This is a genomic window from Foliimonas ilicis (assembly GCF_039939195.1).
In the GTDB taxonomy this organism is placed as follows: domain Bacteria; phylum Pseudomonadota; class Alphaproteobacteria; order Rhizobiales; family Rhizobiaceae; genus Foliimonas; species Foliimonas ilicis.
On the sequence record NZ_JBDUUH010000012.1, the window covers coordinates 144,827 to 158,721 of the forward strand.

The window sequence follows — 13,895 nt, forward strand, 5'->3', positions numbered from 1 at the left end:
TCCGCCTGCCGGCACCTTCTCCCCGCTTACGGGGAGAAGGGATAAGCGGAAACGTTGCGGACATTTTCCTTCTCCCCGTTTACGGGGAGAAGGTGCCGGCAGGCGGATGAGGGGCGTCCTTAATGCGTGGACCAAAGCAAGCCACCACCAATCGAGCAAGAAATCTTCGTAACGTCGAGAACGATGCGGAGACCATTCTTTGGTCCGAGCTTCGCAATCGTCGCCTCAACGGTCATAAGTTCGTTCGTCAACTGCCCATAGGGCGATACTTCGCTGATTTTGCATGTCGGGAAGCGAGGCTGGTCGTCGAAGTGGACGGTAGCCAACATGCCGAAAACAAGCGAGACAGGATTCGTGACCAGTTTATGGTATCTGAAGGTTGGTCGGTGCTGCGGGTCTGGAATGTTGATGTGTTGAGAGAACGCAATTCAGTGCTTGAAAGCATTCTTGCTGCAATCGACGGACGGCTAGATCGAAACATCGAAGCATATGATCTTCGATTCACCTCGGCTGATGACTACGAAGAGAGAACCTCTTGAACGCTTTCGCTGCCCCTCATCCCCTGCCGGACCTTCTCCCCGTAACAACGGGGAGAAGGATGGTGGCTGCAACGTTGATACCCTCCTCTCCCCGTTATTTACGCGAAGAAAGTGAGGGGTAATTTTAATGGACCTCCTGCGCGACAATGAACTCATCTACGGGCGCTTGCTGACTGTAAGCGAGCCGCATCTGATCGAGCGCTATAACAAGGCGCTGAAGGCGTTCGGGTTCAAGCCGACGAAACTTGCCAAATTCGACATCGACCGCACGGGTTTTTCGCCGCAGATCGCTGAGGAGCTGGGCGATTATCAGTATCTCGACCCCAACCAGATCGACCGTCGTTTCATATTGCTGACGCCTGCGCAGGCCGAACTGCCGGTCGTCCACACCGCCTTTTCGAACACGTCCCAATTGATGTTCGAGTTCTTTTCGAAGAATGCACGCGCCATTGATGCGCTGACCATCAAGGACGTGATCTACGGCGAGATCGACGATTCCGTATCGCATATCGAGGATATCGAAGACCTGCTCTCGATTAATCAGGTCGAGTTCAAGGTTCTGTCTGCCGAAGACGTTCTGGGCAAGGCTGCCGAACTTGGAACGCTGGCCGACCGACTGCGGCAGGAGCCCAATGCATGGCGCGACAATGCCATGCTCGAACGCATGGTCGAGCTTGCGAAAGTCTGCGGTGATATCCGCGAGAATGCGCTGGTGCCGGACCAGGTGATTTTCCGGCACAACGCCTATTGGACGAGCCATTTCGGCGGGCTTTATGTCTTTGTCGATTCCGACATCACGACCGTCATCAGCAATCCGACTGCGCCGGGCTTTCGCCGTTCGCGGCCATGGCAGGTCAGCTATCTTTCGATCAACGATGCGGAGCGCGTTTTCAGTTTTCTGGCTGAAAGCGGACGGATCGAGCTGCCCCGCGCCTCATGGGTCGAGAATTCGGGCTATCTCGAACACCGCGCCGATATGGCGATCCGCAATCTCATCCGCGAAAGCGAGCCGAAACGTGATCTGCGCGGCGTGGACAAAGTCTGGCTCCAGACCTGGATTCATCGCAACGCCGACCTGATCAACCGCGACGGCACTTTCCCGTTCCTCAATGCCGCGAAGCGTGAAATCGCCCAGTCCGGCAGGCTGCGGCTCGAAGAGGTTTCACCGCTGAACCGTTTTCTGGTGGTGCGGGCAAAGCCCGATCACCCGGATGCGTGGCTTACCAACCGGCTGATCTCCGATTTCGTGCCGTCGGATTTCATGTCGCGCTACGTCTTCAACAAGCAGGGCTTCTACGCCGATTATCAAGGTTTCGACGAACCTTGGCGCAGCCATGTTGTCGAGACGCTGAAAACCACATATCTGAAAGATAAAGCGGGCTTCAGAGCGCGTCTTTACGGCTTGGCCGATTGAGGGGAACTACGACATGCTCGATCCCATCGTGAGCTTTTTCATCAAGATATTCCAGGCGATCGGCAAGGGCATCGGCCTTCTGGTCGGCGTGCTGCTTTGGCCCTTCATGTGGCTCGGACGCTGGTACAAAAGCCGCGGCTGGATTCTTCGCGCTGTCCTGGCCGCCTGCTTGCTCGTCCTGTTCGGCCTCTACGCCAATTTTTTCTACGCCACGCAATGGTGGAACGGTTTCGATCCCGACTATCCGAAGTCGTTCAACGTTTCGGCCAGCAACGCCGCAGCGGGCGACCCGATCGGCACAGGTGCGGAGGGATCGACCGCGACGACCACACAGCCAACCAGTTGCAAACAGTCGGCTATTGCCGATGTGTCGGCGGATCTCGTTGATTTCAACGTCAACCGGAACGCCTGGATTTCTTCGATGGTTGTCTCGAAGCTTGGGTTTTTCGGGATCGATTGGCGCAATACGCCATATTTCGACAACAAGGCGGCGTTTCAGCTCGGCATCAATCAGGTCATCCGTCGCACAACAACGGAACTCGTCGATACGCTGGGCCGCGTGCGCGGCACCTCTCAGATCGACCAGAATCTTCAGGACGCCAGAACCGCCATGGCGTGGAACGAAAACGCCTGGTACATCGGATGGCGTGGTCCGACCCGCCCGACTCCAAGCGTCTACCGCGAGGGCATCACCAAGCTGCGCGCCTTCAATGAAAGTCTGGCAAAATGCGATGCGACCTTCGATGCGCGCGCCGACAATCTGATGCTTTTCCTCGACCGCATTGCAGGCGACATCGGGTCGACTTCCGACATCTTGCGGCAGCGTATCGCCGCCTCTGACGCAGGCTGGCTGGATTTCAGAGCCGACGACCGGTTCTGGTTCGCCTACGGGCAGCTTTACGCTTATTACGGTATCCTCACCGCCACCCGCTCCGATTTCGCTGCCATCATCGCCGAGCGCAACCTGACCGCGCTCTGGACCCGCATGGAGCAGCAGCTTCGCGCATCTCTCGATGTCCGGCCGTGGATCATCTCGAATGGCAGCGAGTCGAGCGCCTTCTTCCCCTCGCATCTGGCAACGATGGGCTTCAACCTCCTGCAGGTTCGCTCCAACATCGTTGAACTCCGATCAGTTCTTGATCGTTAAACGACCAACTCCCTGCCGTTTCTGTCGCAAATTTTCCATTGCGCGGCTGATTTGAGACGGCAGGGCAAAGCCTTGTCAGGCTGTTATTGCGCCCAAGAACGACATTGAAGCGTTCTGTCGATCCACAAAATTCCGGGGAAATGCATGGCCCAAGTAAAAAGCGACATCGAAATTGCGCGCGCAGCGCAGAAAAAGCCGATTCAGGAAATCGGCGCGAAAATAGGAATACCCTCGGAACATCTCCTGCCCTACGGGCATGACAAGGCCAAGATTTCGGCTGCCTTCATCGCGGAGGCCCGCCAAAAGAAGGATGGCAGGCTCATTCTGGTGACGGCCATCAATCCGACGCCCGCCGGCGAAGGCAAGACCACGACCACGGTCGGGCTGGGCGACGGCCTGAACCGCATCGGCAAAAAGGCGATCATCTGCATCCGCGAAGCCTCGCTCGGGCCCTGCTTCGGCGTGAAGGGCGGAGCCGCTGGCGGCGGTTATGCGCAGGTCGTGCCGATGGAGGACATGAACCTCCATTTCACCGGCGATTTCCACGCCATCACCGCCGCGCACAATCTGCTCTCCGCACTCATCGACAACCACATCTATTGGGGCAATGAGCAGAACATCGATACGCGCCGCGTTGCGTGGCGTCGTGTGATGGACATGAACGACCGCGCGCTGCGCGAGATCATCTGCTCGCTGGGCGGCGTCGCCAACGGCTATCCGCGCGAAGCAGGCTTCGACATCACCGTTGCCTCGGAAGTCATGGCGATCCTCTGCCTTTCGAAGGATTTGAAAGACCTCGAAGAGCGTCTCGGCAACATCATCATCGCCTATCGCCGCGACAAGACGCCGGTCTTTGCGCGCGACATCAAGGCCGATGGTGCGATGACCGTTCTGCTCAAGGATGCGATGCAGCCCAACCTCGTGCAGACGCTGGAGAACAATCCGGCCTTCGTGCATGGCGGGCCGTTCGCAAACATCGCGCATGGTTGCAACTCGGTCGTCGCAACAACGACGGCGCTAAAGCTTGCCGATTATGTGGTGACGGAAGCAGGCTTCGGTGCCGATCTCGGTGCCGAAAAATTCTTCGACATCAAATGCCGTAAAGCGGGCCTCAAGCCTGCGGCGGCGGTTATCGTCGCAACCGTGCGCGCCATGAAAATGAATGGCGGCGTCAAGAAGGACGATCTCGGCACGGAGAACGTCGAGGCTGTCAAGAAGGGCTGCGCCAATCTCGGCAGGCATATCGAGAATGTGAAGCAGTTCGGGGTGCCCGCTGTCGTTGCCATCAATCACTTCCATTCCGACACCGAGGCCGAAATTCAAGCCATGAAGGACTATGTAGCCTCGATGGGCGAGGATGCGATCCTCTGCAAGCATTGGGCAAAGGGTTCGGAAGGCATCGAAGAACTGGCGCACAAGGTTGTCGCTCTGGCCGAGTCCGGTGCATCGCAATTCGCACCGCTTTACGCCGACGAGATGCCGCTGTTCGAAAAAATGGACACGATCGTCAAGCGCATCTATCGCGGCTCGGAGGCGATTGCCGACAAAAGCGTGCGCGACCAGCTTCATGCCTGGGAAGCTCAGGGCTACGGCAAGCTGCCGGTCTGCATGGCCAAGACGCAATATTCCTTCTCGACCGATCCGAATCTGCGCGGTGCGCCGACCGGCCACACCGTCCCTATTCGAGAGGTGCGCCTTTCGGCAGGTGCTGGCTTCGTCGTGGCGATCTGCGGAGAGATCATGACCATGCCCGGCCTGCCAAGATCGCCCTCTTCCGAGCGGATATTCCTCAACGAACTGGGACAGATCGAGGGGCTGTTCTAAAAGCCTCTGAACCACAAAGAAAAAGCGGCGCTTCGGGCGCCGCTTTTTTGTTTCGATCCAATGTCGATCCTAAAGCGATTCCTGTTTTGATGGAATCGCGAAGCGCCCCCCTCTGTCCTGCCGGACATCTCCCCCACAGGTGGGGAGATTGGATTTCATTTCTGATTTCGCCAATCCTGAACGCCGAAATTCGAGCGACATAGTTGAAGCTGCTGATCTCCCCACCTGTGGGGGAGATGTCCGGCAGGACAGAGGGGGGCGCTGTCCCGCCAGCATTTCTATTTAAAGATGAAAGGCCCTAGATATTGGCCTGCGGGCGAAGAACGCTGCTGTCCGAAACCATAGGAGCCTGTTCGAAATTGTCCTGCTGCGGCTGTGGCAATGGCTGACCGTTCTGGAGAACCACAACCTCCGAGTCCACGGGAACACGATCGTAGAGATCGACGATATCCTGGTTGAACAGACGGATGCAGCCGCTGGAAACCGCCTTGCCGATCGACCAAGGCTCGGACGTACCGTGGATGCGGTACAGTGTGTCGCGGTTGCCCTGGAAAAGGTAAAGCGCGCGCGGTCCAAGCGGATTGGTCAGGCCCGGCTCCATGCCGTTTGCCCACTGCGCATTGCGCTCAGGCTCACGCTCGATCATCGACTGCGTAGGCGTCCAACGCGGCCAATGGGCTTTGCGAGCAATACGCGCCTTGCCTTCAAATTCAAGCCCCGCCTTGCCAACGCCGATGCCGTAGCGCATCGCCATGCCGTTTTCCTGAACGAGATAGAGGAAGCGGGCTTCCGTATCGACCACGATCGTACCCGGACGCTCATAAGTGTCGTAGCGCACCTGCTGGCGGAGGAACTGCGGGTCGACATTCGTAATGTCCGTTGCAGGCATAGGGAACTGCTCATTCGGCAGCGGGCCATACATCGCCACATAGAAAGGGTCCGGCCCTTTCTTGACGGGCTGCTGCAACATGCCGCCAGAGGACATGCACCCCGCGAGCAGGAAAGGAACGAAAAGCAGAGCAAAAACCCTGAAGGCGGCAAGCGCCGAGCGATGTACGCACATAAAGCAGACCCGTGACAGATTGTTCTTATTAGGCGAAGAAGTTCGCCCTCTTTGCACTTTGTAAATGCTGCTCAATCATGTCCTCGCTTTGGGTAAACAAGAGCTAAAAGATGGCAAGCCAATTGTGTAACCATTTTGCAACAGCACTTGAACGGTGACTTCTTGGGATATGCCACAAATACTCAACAACATGAAATGATTGAGTATTTTTACCCGTCAGGCTGAATGACGACGGATTCGACATTCTGGATCACAGGACCGTGATAAACCGCCTCGATATTGTTACCGTCCGGATCGAGCACGAAGGCGGCATAATAGCCGGGATGATAATGACGTTCGCCGGGCTCGCCATTGCCTTTTCCGCCCGCTTCAAGTGCCGCCTCGTAAAAGCGATGAACCGCTGCGTGGTCAATCGCCTGAAAGGCCAGATGCGCGCGTGATGTCTCGCCGTCAGCCGCGTCGATCCAAAGTTCGTCGGCGTTGAAGTAATCCAGCCCCTCGCGAATGCCTGAATCTTTTCCGAGAGCGGTCAGGATGGCGCGGTAGAATTTGGCGCTTACCTCGACATTCGCGACCCGGAGGTGAAGGTGATCGATCAGCCGTCCACGATGAAATTCCATCATTCAACCCTCTCTCTTTTGTTGAGCATTGAATGCGCGACGGACCGCAAAAGTTTCACGCAAAAGGTACGGCGGCTGTTCCCTTGGGAAGTTTCGCCTCGTGATCCGGCTCGACATGGATGATGACGCGCACGCTCGGTATCTCGGCGCGCAGCGCATCCTCGATCCGGTCGCAGATCACATGGCTGTCGCCGACGCTCATATCGGCATCCACGACGAGATGGAATTCGATGAAGGTCGCGCGGCCTGCAATGCGCGTCTTCAGATCGTGAACTTCAAGCGCACCGCCGGAATTCGTCGAAATGATATCGCGAATGCGAACCCGCTCTTCCGGCTCGACGGCCATGTCCATCAAGCCGCTCAGCGACGAGCGGATGACGTTCCAGCCCTGATAGAGAATGTTGAGCGCAACGATGACGGCCAGAAGCGGATCGAGGATCTGCCATCCGGTCAGCACAGCTCCGATCAGGCCCGCGATGACACCGACCGACGTCACCACGTCGGTCATGATGTGTTTGCCGTCCGCAATGAGTGCGGGCGAACGTTCCGCACGTCCGGCACGGATGAGGATCATCGCCCAGCCTGCATTGATCGCGGATGCCAGGCCATTTACCGCAAGACCCGACCAGGGCTGCTCAATCGGCGCGGGCATCTGCCACGCACGCCACACTTCGACGAGGATGAGCAGCGCAGCGACGACGATCAGGACGCCTTCGAGAACCGCCGAAAAATATTCGGCCTTGTGATGACCATGCTGATGATCGCTGTCGGCAGGCTTGTAGCTGACCTGAATGGCCCAGAAAGCGGCACCCGCCGCGATCACATTGACGATGGATTCTAGCGCGTCCGAATACAGCGCGACCGAACCGGTGATGCGCCAAGCGAGCACTTTGAGACCGAGCACGCCGAACGCGATAACGATCGACCATGCTGCGAGTCGCGCAACCTTATTCTTGGAATCCATGATCGCAGTGCCTCGTACTGGATTGAAAAAGGCGGCTAGATCGCCGTGCGTCCTATTGGACGCACAAAGGACGATCTAGCACTTTGAGTGAGCATCGGAATAATCCGAAAACCGGTAACCACTTTTCGGTCCGATGCTCTAGGCGGCCTTTTCCTTCGATTTGCGCGGCAAATGCGCGACGACATTTTCTATCATGCGCATTCCGGCATCGTGGCCGAGCGTCATGATCGATTCAGGGTGAAACTGCACTGCGGCGACCGGCTCATGCTTGTGCTCGAACGCCATGATGATGCCGTCCTCGGTTTCCGCTGTCACCTCGAAATCGTCCGGCAGACGCACCGGATCGGCAAAGATCGAGTGGTAGCGGCCAACCGTGACTTCCGAAGGCAGGCCGGAGAAAATCACGCCTGGACGCGAAACGCGGATACGTGACGGCTTTCCGTGCATTGGAATGTGAAGCTGGCGCAACTCGCCGCCATAGGCTTCCGCCAATGCCTGCAGGCCGAGGCATACACCGAAGATCGGTAGCTTGCGCTTGCGTGCCTTTGAAATGGTCGCGGCACAATCGAAATCCTTCGGCGTGCCGGGACCGGGAGAAAGCACGACGAGATCCGGCTTGAACTGATCGAAGACCTCTTCCGAGACAGGCGAGCGCACCGTCGAGACGACCGCACCTGTCTGCCGGAAATAATTCGCCAGCGTATGCACGAAGGAATCTTCGTGATCGACCAGCAGAATGTTCACGCCCTCCCCGACCCGCGCGGATTCGCGCTTCGAAGCGGTGGCATTTCCGGCTTTGGCATCGCGTATGGCAGAAAGCATGGCAGAGGCCTTCAGTTCGGTTTCGGCTTCTTCTTCCTCGGGAACGGAATCGAACAGCAGCGTCGCGCCCGCCCTCACCTCGGCCAGACCGTCCTTGATGCGGATGGTTCTGAGCGTCAGACCGGTGTTCAAATCGCCGTTGAAATGAACCATGCCAACCGCCCCGCCATACCAGGCGCGCGGGCTTTTCTCGTTTTCCTCGATGAAGCGCATGGCCCACAATTTTGGCGCGCCGGTCACCGTCACGGCCCAGGCGTGGCTGAGAAACGCGTCGAAAGCATCCATGCCTTCGCGCAGACGGCCCTCGATATGATCGACCGTATGGATCAGGCGCGAATACATCTCGATCTGGCGACGCCCGATGACGCGCACCGAACCCGGATCGCACACCCGGCTCTTGTCGTTACGGTCGACATCCGAGCACATGGTCAGCTCGGACTCATCCTTCTTGGAATTCAGAAGCTTGATGATCTGCTCGCTGTCGGAGATCGCATCTTCGCCGCGCTTGATCGTGCCTGAAATCGGGCAGGTTTCCACCCGACGGCCATTGACCCGCACGAACATTTCCGGCGATGCGCCGATCAGATATTCGCCCTCGCCCAGATTGATGAAGAACGAATAGGGCGACGGGTTGATGGCCTTGAGACGGCGCGAGATTTCCGAAGGTGCCGTTTCGCAGCGCTCGTAAAACATCTGGCCCGGAACGACCTCGAACAGATCGCCGCGCTGGAAGCTTACCTTGGCCTTATCGACGATTTTGGCATATTCGCCGGGCGTATGATCGCCGCGCGGCGGAATGGTGTCGGACTGCTTGAACGGCACTTCCGCACCGCCGCGCGCCAGACCTTCCGTCGATGCACCCTCAAAAGCGTATTCATAGCGGTCGTGCCACGCCTTGGCCGAATAGTGATCGACGACCAGAATTTCATCGGGCAGGTAAAGCACCAGATCGCGCTGGCTTTCAGCGCGCTTCAGCTTGTAATCGACCGGATCGAACTGGAACGCCAGATCGTAGCCGAACGCGCCATAGAGTCCGAGATTGCTGTCTTCGCTCGTTTTGAACAGCGAGGTAATCGCCCGCAAAACGGTGAAAACCGAAGGAACGCGGGAGCGCTCTTCCTCGGTGAAAACACGTGTCGGCAAAGATATTTCGATGCGGATCAGTTTGTCCGTATCCTCGACAATCGTCACTTCTGACAGCGCTGCAACCGCCTTACGCACGAAGGGCAGAAGAATTTCGCCGCGCCCATTGAGCGCTTCGATGCGCATCGAGCGGCCCCGCGCGCTGACGACCAGCGGCGGATCGATGATTGCCGTGTCCCATCGCGTATAACGGCCGGGATATTCGTAATTGGAAGAAAAAACCGCGCCGCGGCGCGAATTCAGCGCATCGATATAGGTTTCGATGGCGCTGTCATATGGCGTTTCATGACGTTGGCGCGTGATAGCGACCCCGCCTTCGGTGAAAAAACGCTCTGCACCGTTTTCAAGCACTTCAATCGTCATTCCCGTCTCCAATCATCTCTAAAAGTCGTCCGGGAAACCTTGCTCGAATAAGAAATGGCCGCCCGGAAATCCGTTGCGGCCACTTGGTTACACGCGCACGCGCTTGCAGTAGGCCGCCGTCAGCAGGCCCACCACCAAAGCTTCGTGTTCGAAATCGTGTTCATATTTTCTCCATAGCCGTGAAGGCGACCGGAAGCAACCGGATTCCGGTCAGGACACGCTTTAGGCTTCCTGCGGCGTCTCGATCAGATTGTTGCGGTCGAGCGATTGCGAGGCGAATGCCACGGCAAGCGCCAGAAGCGCGATGCCCACGCCGACCAGCGGCAATTGCTGATAGCCAAGCCCGAAAGACAGGGCCGCGCCGCCTATCCATGCGCCCGCGGCATTGCCCGCATTGAACGCGCCCTGATTGAGGGTCGCCGCGAGATTTGGCGCTTCGGACGCGGCTTCCACGACGCGCATCTGCATCGGTGGAACGATGACGAAGGTGAGCACGCCCCATATGAAAATCAGCGCGATCGCAGCGAATGCCGACGTTCCGAACTCTGCAAGGCCGAGATGGACAAGCGCGAGCAGCATCAGCGTGCCGATAACCGTTGGCATGAGCTTCCAGTCCGCCAGCTTGCCGCCGAGAATATTGCCGATCGTCATGCCGCCGCCGAATAGAAGCAGAACCCATGTCACCGATTCAGTCGAAAGCCCCGTCACTTCCATCAACAAAGGCTTGATGTAGGTGAAGACGGCGAACAGGCTGCCCGATGCAAGCGCGGAGATGATCATGGCGAGCCACACCTGCAATTTGCCGAGCACCTTCACTTCGCCCATCAGCCCGCCGCCGCTGGGTGCCGCGACATTTGAAGGAACGAACCACGCGATTGCGGCAACCGACAGCAGTCCGATCACCACAACCGCGAAGAATGTCGAGCGCCAGCCATAGGCTTCGCCCAGTGCCGTACCGCCCGGCACGCCGAGAATATTGGCAAGCGTCAGACCGGCAAACATCAGCGCGATTGCACTGGCGCGCTGGTTTTTGGGAACGAGGCTGGCGGCAACCACCGAGCCGATGCCGAAGAATGCACCGTGGCCGAATGCGGTCACGACACGCGCCGCCATCAGCGTCCAATAGGTCGGCGCGATGGCGCAGAGAAGATTGCCGACGACGAAAAGTGAGGCAAGCGCCAGCAAAACGCCTTTTCGCGGCATGTTCGCCGTGGCAATCGCAATCACCGGCGCTCCGAAAACCACGCCGAGCGCGTAGCCCGTAACGAGAAGGCCCGCAGCAGGGATGGAAACACCAAGATCGCCGGCAACTTCGGGAAGCAGCCCCATGATGACAAATTCGGTCGTGCCAATGCAGAACGAGGCAACCGCCAGCGCCAGAATAGGAAGGGGCATGAGACTCACATGATTGTAGAGAGATAAAGGAGGACTATCCCGAATTCGTCCTTATCCCGCAAATGCTATTGCTGCAACGCAGCATTGCGCGGCACGCGTAGCCGATCTCCCAATTCGGGTCGCAATCGGGCGAAGTTGCCGTTAAGAGCATCACATGCAGACTGAGCAATCATCGCCCGATTCCGGGGTTTTAAGCGGAAAGCCCCGGCTGATCCAATGGGCCGTCCTGCTTCTGCTCTCAATTTTGTTTTCCGGAATTCTCGAATTTGCACGCCTTCCGGCAGCCTTGCTGGTCGGGCCGATGCTGGCCGCGATTCTGTGTGGAACGAATGGTGCAACGATCCGTGTGTTCAAACCCGGTTTTGCAGGCGCGCAGGCAATCGTCGGTTGCCTGATCGCGGCCTCGATCTCGTCGGATATTTTCACCGCGCTCTCGTCGAGCTGGCCTCTTATTCTGGGCGTCGTGCTGGCAACGGTTTGTGCCAGCAGCTTTCTGGGCTGGATAATCAGCCGCTGGCGCATCCTTCCCGGAACAACTGCCGTATGGGGTTCGGCACCGGGGGCGGCTACGGCGATGGTTCTCATGGCCGGTGCATTCGGCGCCGATGCCCGGCTTGTGGCCTTCATGCAATATCTGCGCGTCATCATCGTCTCGCTGGCCGCAGCACTCGTCGCCAGAATATGGGTCGACACCGGCAGCGTAGCACCGCCGCAAATCGTCTGGTTTCCTGAAATCGAAATTCCGGCATTCGCTGCAACGCTCTTCATCGCTGTTGCCGGTGGGGTCGTAGGGCGGTTGCTGCGGCTACCATCGCCTTATTTTCTCGGCGCGATGATTGTCGGGATCGTGCTGCATATCGGTCTCGACCTGCCCATGCAGATACCCGAATGGCTGCTTGCTATCAGCTATGCGCTTGTCGGCTGGTCGATCGGGCTGAATTTCACACGGCCCATATTGCGGCACGCCAGCAAAGCGCTCCCGCAAGTTATCGCGTCCATTCTGATTCTGGTGGCATTTTGCGGCGGGTTGGCATGGTTGCTGGTCCACCTGCTCGGTATCGATCCCCTCACCGCCTATCTCGCCACCAGTCCCGGCGGCATGGATTCCGTCGCGATTATCGCGGCGGCTTCGAACAATGTGGACATCTCGTTCGTCATGGCTCTGCAAAGCGCACGCTTTTTGCTGGTTCTGCTGCTTGGGCCACCGCTTGCGCGTTATGTGGCGCGTCGCGTTAAACCGTGATTCTCAAAATTCATTGAACGCTTGAGATTTGGTGCGAATAGGCTAATTTGCATCGGCTCGCTGCCTGCAAAATGCGGCTGCGAAGCCATAATCCGCTTCTGACCTTATCGCCCCCATAAAGTCGGACGCCCTCTATTTGTGTGGGGAAAAAATGATTTTGGGGCATCTCGACGAGAATGCGGAACAGGCAGCCGCGTTGTTGGCTGTAATGGGCAACGAGAAGCGGCTGAAGATCATCTCCCATCTGGTCGATGACGAATTGTCCGTCGGCGTCATCGCAGACAAGGTTTCGCTCAGCCAATCCGCTCTTTCGCAACATCTGGCGAAGCTACGCAGCCTCGATCTCGTCCAGACGCGCCGCGACCGCCAGACGATCTACTATTCATGCAACAGTGAAGCAGTTCATCGACTGCTCGAGACACTCTCCGACATTTTCAGGAAGCAGTAACTGGCGCGGGCTTTGCCGACGCGGTAAGCCGTGCACAAAGCCCGTTCGGAACAGCTTCTCATGCCGACCATCCGCATCGACGACCGCGACGATCCTCGCGTCACCCATTACATGAATATTCGCGAGCGCGAGCTCGTCGGCCGTGAGAACCGCTTCATTGCTGAAGGCAAGGTGGTCCTCAACGTGCTTTTTTCGGCAAAGCGCTTCGAGGCACAATCCGTTCTCGTGCTGGAAAGCCGCCTGCCCGGCCTGCAGGAAACGCTGAAACATGCACCTGAAGACATGCCGGTCTATGTCGCCTCGCAGGACGTTCTGGATTCGATTGCCGGTTTTCATATTCATCGGGGTATTCTGGCGACAGGAAAACGCCGAGGCTCTGAAACGGCGGAAAGCCTGCTCGAAAACCTCCCTGAAAATGCGCTGGTAGTTGCCCTGGTGGGAATTTCAAACCACGACAATATGGGCTCCATCTTCCGAAACGCCGCCGCCTTCGGTGCGGATCTGGTGTTGATGGATGAAACGTCCTGCGATCCGCTTTATCGCAAAGCCATCCGCGTCTCCGTCGGCGCAACGCTCAAAGTGCCGTTCGCCTTCGCGGGCAACGCCATGTCACTGGCGCAATCGCTGGATCGTCACGGATTTCAACAATTGGCCCTATCACCCAGCGGTGCTGCCGATATTCGCGACATCAAGAGGCCCAAGCGCCTGGCGCTTTATCTGGGAACCGAAGGCGAAGGACTGCCGGCGGATTTGCTTTCGCGACTGAACACGGCGCGCATTTCCATCGCCAGCGATTTCGACAGCCTCAACGTGGCGGCCGCATCTGCAATCGCCTTGCACCAGTTTTCTAAATAATTAAAGCCGTTCATTTTTAGATAGAAACGCAGGCGGGACAACACCCCCCTCTGCC

At 57.8% G+C, this 13,895-nt stretch carries 12 protein-coding genes; 7 read left to right on the plus strand and 5 right to left on the minus strand.

Going from position 1 to position 13,895, the window contains the following annotated elements; translation table 11 throughout:
• The first annotated feature begins 122 nt into the window (after positions 1-122).
• The 4 genes from ABFT80_RS22575 (at position 123) to ABFT80_RS22590 (ending at position 4,924) form a co-directional block, all read left to right on the plus strand.
• Entirely contained in the window at positions 123-539 is a 417-nt protein-coding gene (locus ABFT80_RS22575; protein WP_347974212.1) for an endonuclease domain-containing protein, read from the plus strand.
• 127 nt (positions 540-666) lie between these two features.
• Positions 667-1,953 (plus strand): DUF6638 family protein, encoded by a 1,287-nt coding sequence (locus ABFT80_RS22580; RefSeq protein ID WP_347974213.1) that lies wholly within the window; start codon positions 667-669, stop codon positions 1,951-1,953.
• A gap of 13 nt (positions 1,954-1,966) precedes the next feature.
• Positions 1,967-3,100, plus strand: a complete 1,134-nt coding sequence (locus ABFT80_RS22585; protein ID WP_347974214.1) for a DUF2333 family protein — start codon at positions 1,967-1,969, stop codon at positions 3,098-3,100.
• Between the two features lie 144 nt (positions 3,101-3,244).
• The gene (locus ABFT80_RS22590) at positions 3,245-4,924 is read left to right on the plus strand and encodes a formate--tetrahydrofolate ligase (protein WP_347974215.1); all 1,680 of its coding nucleotides are present in this window, start codon (positions 3,245-3,247) and stop codon (positions 4,922-4,924) included.
• A gap of 298 nt (positions 4,925-5,222) precedes the next feature.
• On the opposite strand, the gene ABFT80_RS22595 is transcribed toward ABFT80_RS22590, so the two are convergent.
• The 5 genes from ABFT80_RS22595 to ABFT80_RS22615 form a co-directional block, all read right to left on the minus strand.
• Positions 5,223-5,987 (minus strand): L,D-transpeptidase, encoded by a 765-nt coding sequence (locus tag ABFT80_RS22595; protein WP_347974216.1) that lies wholly within the window; start codon positions 5,985-5,987, stop codon positions 5,223-5,225.
• A 209-nt stretch (positions 5,988-6,196) separates the two neighbouring features.
• Positions 6,197-6,607: a VOC family protein gene (locus ABFT80_RS22600; RefSeq protein WP_347974277.1), complete on the minus strand. Its 411-nt coding sequence runs from the start codon at positions 6,605-6,607 to the stop codon at positions 6,197-6,199.
• 55 nt (positions 6,608-6,662) lie between these two features.
• A complete protein-coding gene (locus tag ABFT80_RS22605) occupies positions 6,663-7,571 on the minus strand; it encodes a cation diffusion facilitator family transporter (protein ID WP_347974217.1) in 909 nt (302 codons plus the stop codon).
• A gap of 138 nt (positions 7,572-7,709) precedes the next feature.
• Positions 7,710-9,899, minus strand: a complete 2,190-nt coding sequence (locus ABFT80_RS22610; protein WP_347974218.1) for an anthranilate synthase — start codon at positions 9,897-9,899, stop codon at positions 7,710-7,712.
• Between the two features lie 222 nt (positions 9,900-10,121).
• Positions 10,122-11,294, minus strand: coding sequence for an MFS transporter (locus tag ABFT80_RS22615; RefSeq protein WP_347974219.1), 1,173 nt, complete (start codon positions 11,292-11,294; stop codon positions 10,122-10,124).
• A gap of 154 nt (positions 11,295-11,448) precedes the next feature.
• On the opposite strand from ABFT80_RS22615, the gene ABFT80_RS22620 reads away from it, so the two are divergent.
• The 3 genes from ABFT80_RS22620 (at position 11,449) to ABFT80_RS22630 (ending at position 13,840) form a co-directional block, all read left to right on the plus strand.
• Positions 11,449-12,537 carry an AbrB family transcriptional regulator gene (locus tag ABFT80_RS22620; protein WP_347974220.1) on the plus strand — a complete coding sequence of 363 codons (1,089 nt, stop codon included), beginning with the start codon at positions 11,449-11,451 and terminating at the stop codon, positions 12,535-12,537.
• Positions 12,538-12,688: 151 nt separating this feature from the next.
• Positions 12,689-12,985 (plus strand): ArsR/SmtB family transcription factor, encoded by a 297-nt coding sequence (locus tag ABFT80_RS22625; protein WP_347974221.1) that lies wholly within the window; start codon positions 12,689-12,691, stop codon positions 12,983-12,985.
• A 60-nt stretch (positions 12,986-13,045) separates the two neighbouring features.
• A complete protein-coding gene (locus ABFT80_RS22630) occupies positions 13,046-13,840 on the plus strand; it encodes a TrmH family RNA methyltransferase (RefSeq protein ID WP_347974222.1) in 795 nt (264 codons plus the stop codon).
• Positions 13,841-13,895: the final 55 nt, after the last annotated feature.

Bases quoted from the DNA above. Each gene is read 5' to 3' on its own strand.
- ABFT80_RS22575 (WP_347974212.1), top strand. From the start codon at position 123: ATGCGTGGACCAAAGCAAGCCACCACCAATCGAGCAAGAAATCTTCGT.
- ABFT80_RS22580 (WP_347974213.1), top strand. From the start codon at position 667: ATGGACCTCCTGCGCGACAATGAACTCATCTACGGGCGCTTGCTGACT.
- ABFT80_RS22585 (WP_347974214.1), top strand. From the start codon at position 1,967: ATGCTCGATCCCATCGTGAGCTTTTTCATCAAGATATTCCAGGCGATC.
- ABFT80_RS22590 (WP_347974215.1), top strand. From the start codon at position 3,245: ATGGCCCAAGTAAAAAGCGACATCGAAATTGCGCGCGCAGCGCAGAAA.
- ABFT80_RS22595 (WP_347974216.1), bottom strand. From the start codon at position 5,987: ATGTGCGTACATCGCTCGGCGCTTGCCGCCTTCAGGGTTTTTGCTCTG.
- ABFT80_RS22600 (WP_347974277.1), bottom strand. From the start codon at position 6,607: ATGGAATTTCATCGTGGACGGCTGATCGATCACCTTCACCTCCGGGTC.
- ABFT80_RS22605 (WP_347974217.1), bottom strand. From the start codon at position 7,571: ATGGATTCCAAGAATAAGGTTGCGCGACTCGCAGCATGGTCGATCGTT.
- ABFT80_RS22610 (WP_347974218.1), bottom strand. From the start codon at position 9,899: ATGACGATTGAAGTGCTTGAAAACGGTGCAGAGCGTTTTTTCACCGAA.
- ABFT80_RS22615 (WP_347974219.1), bottom strand. From the start codon at position 11,294: ATGCCCCTTCCTATTCTGGCGCTGGCGGTTGCCTCGTTCTGCATTGGC.
- ABFT80_RS22620 (WP_347974220.1), top strand. From the start codon at position 11,449: ATGCAGACTGAGCAATCATCGCCCGATTCCGGGGTTTTAAGCGGAAAG.
- ABFT80_RS22625 (WP_347974221.1), top strand. From the start codon at position 12,689: ATGATTTTGGGGCATCTCGACGAGAATGCGGAACAGGCAGCCGCGTTG.
- ABFT80_RS22630 (WP_347974222.1), top strand. From the start codon at position 13,046: ATGCCGACCATCCGCATCGACGACCGCGACGATCCTCGCGTCACCCAT.